Here is a 1,270-nt window from a genome sequence, read left to right on the forward strand (position 1 = left end):
TTTTAGCACTGAACTTGATACGAAGAACCGAACTACAAATTTAGCAAAAAGTTTCATACAAAACACTTAACCCGCTCTCTTGCAAAACCCTTGTTGTGCGGTCGCCCTTCTTTTTTATCGTTCAATGATTTCTTTTACTTTATCTTCCAACTGTTTTTGGTCGGGCAAATACAACTGATATTTCGAAACAAAAATTTTGTTGGTCAATCCACCTGTTGCGTATTTTACGGTAAATTCGTGTTTGTCTGCCGCTATGATAATTCCTATCGGTTCGTTGTCGCCTTCGGTGTTTTCTTCTTCTTTGAAGTAATTCAGGTAAAGATTCATTTGCCCAATGTCCTGATGTTTTACTTTTCTTGTTTTTAAGTCAATCAATACGAAACACTTCAAAATTCGGTGATAGAAAATAAGGTCGATGAAATTGTGTTCATTGTCTAATGTGATTTTGAATTGTTGTTTAACGAAAGAAAAACCTTTACCAAGTTCTAACAAGAATTGTTGCAGATTGTCAATGAGTTTCTTTTCCAATGCTCTTTCTTTGACGATAGTGTCCATTGGCAATTCAAGAAATTCAAAAACGTAAGGGTCTTTTATGATGTCTTTAGAGGTTGTTATTTCCTGACCTATTTCTGATAAAGCTAAAACGCCTTTTTTATCTTTGCTCAAGGCTAATCTTTGAAACAATGAAGAATCAATTTGACGTTTCATTTCTCTTGCTCCCCAATTTTCTTTTACGGATTGTTGTTCGTAGAAACTTCTTGCCAAATCGTCTGAAACCGTTAATAATTCGGCATAATGACTCCAACTTAATTTTCCAGACACCGTCTGGAAAATTGGATATTTGAGGTAAAACTGCCTGCAAAGGTAGATACTACTTTTACTAAAACCTTTACCATACTTGATTTTCAAGTCTTTTGCCAAGTTGGTCAATAAGGCACTTCCATACTCGGCTTTCTCTTTTCCGTCTTGCTCATACTCTACGATATATTGACCGATTTCCCAATTGGCTTTGACCAGTTCATTATTGACAGCTTTAACAGCGTTTTCCCTTGCTTTTTGTAAAGTAGAGCCAATGCTGTCAACGAGTTCAGTATATTTTTGTTTGGATAATGACATTCAACAGTAATTCAGTTTATTATGTAAAGGTAGCAATTTCTATTACGTCATCTTCCGTTATTGTAGTCAAAATTTCTTTGTTTACTTTTATTACTTTTACAGATATTTAAAATACGAAGCTTTATGGATACTCAAAATGCGAATATGGAATTCA

General features: G+C 34.4%; 1 protein-coding gene. It reads right to left on the reverse strand.

Annotation, left to right across the window (positions count from 1 at the left end):
* Positions 1-114: 114 nt before the first annotated feature.
* On the reverse strand, positions 115-1,116 hold the full coding sequence (locus BLW20_RS14510) for a PDDEXK nuclease domain-containing protein (RefSeq protein ID WP_091103012.1): 1,002 nt from the start codon (positions 1,114-1,116) through the stop codon (positions 115-117).
* Positions 1,117-1,270 lie beyond the last annotated feature (154 nt).

The sequence above is a fragment of the Paenimyroides marinum genome (assembly GCF_900108395.1).
GTDB lineage: Bacteria > Bacteroidota > Bacteroidia > Flavobacteriales > Flavobacteriaceae > Flavobacterium > Flavobacterium marinum.

Excerpts from the sequence above, each read along its gene's own strand:
- BLW20_RS14510 (WP_091103012.1), bottom strand. The coding sequence starts at position 1,116 with ATGTCATTATCCAAACAAAAATATACTGAACTCGTTGACAGCATTGGC.